The following is a 1,005-nucleotide window of genomic DNA, read 5'->3' as shown; positions in this document are numbered from 1 at the left end:
CAGCGCCGGGTTCAGGTCCCGCAGGCGGCCGGAGGCCAGCTTCACGGCCGTCCAGGTGATAAAGCCGAAGGCGATACCATTGGCGATGGAGTAGGTGAGGGGCATGGCCAGGGCAGTGACTACCACAGGCGCGGCTTCGGTGATGTCGTCCCAGTTGATTTCTGCCAGGCCCGAGGCCATGAGCACGGCCACGAACAGCAGGGCCGGGGCGGTGGCATAGGCCGGAACGCTACCGGCCAGCGGTGCGAAGAAGAGTGCCAGCAGGAACAGCACGCCTACCACAATGGAGGTAAGGCCCGTCCGCCCGCCGGCACTCACGCCTGCTGCCGACTCGATGTAGCTGGTGGTAGTGGAGGTGCCCAGCAGGGACCCGGCCATGGCCGCAGTGCTGTCGGCGATCAGCGCCCGGCCCATCTTGGGCATGTGGCCGTCCTTGCCCATGAGCCCTGCACGCTTGGCCACCCCGATCAGGGTGCCGGAGTTGTCGAACAGGTCCACGAACAGGAAGGCGAAGATCACGCTCACCAGGCCGATGTTCAGGGCGCCGGCGATGTCCAGTTGCAGGAAGGTGGGGGCCAGGGAGGGCGGCATGGACACCAGGCCACCAAAGGCACTGAAGCCGAACAGGATCGACACCACCGTAACGGCCAGGATGCCGATCAGCACGGCGCCGCGTACCTTGAGGGCCTCCAGGCCGATGATCAGCACAAAGCCCAGGGCTGCCAGAATGGCGCCTGGCTGCTTGAGGTCGCCCAGGCCCACGAGGGTGGCGGGGTTGTCTACCACGATGCCGGCGTTCTGCAGGGCGATCAGGGCCAGGAACAGGCCGATGCCAGCGGCGATGGCGCTGCGCAAGGGCAGGGGGATGCTGTTCACGATCCATTCGCGGATGCGGAAGATGGACAGCAGGAAGAAGCACACGGCCGAGATGAACACGGCGCCCAGTGCCACTTGCCAGGAGTGGCCCATGTGCAGCACCACGGTGTAGGTGAAGAAGGCGTTCAG

The 1,005-nt window shown here is 66.0% G+C and carries 1 protein-coding gene; it reads right to left on the bottom strand.

The genetic code is table 11. The annotated features are described in order from the left end of the window. Positions 1-1,005: NCS2 family permease (locus HBH25_RS22960; protein WP_168086222.1), on the bottom strand; the 1,005-nt coding region annotated here is incomplete at both ends.

The sequence above is a fragment of the Pseudomonas quercus genome, assembly GCF_012033695.1.
In the GTDB taxonomy this organism is placed as follows: Bacteria; Pseudomonadota; Gammaproteobacteria; order Pseudomonadales; family Pseudomonadaceae; genus Aquipseudomonas; species Aquipseudomonas quercus.
This window is presented reverse-complemented; position numbering and strand designations above follow the sequence as displayed.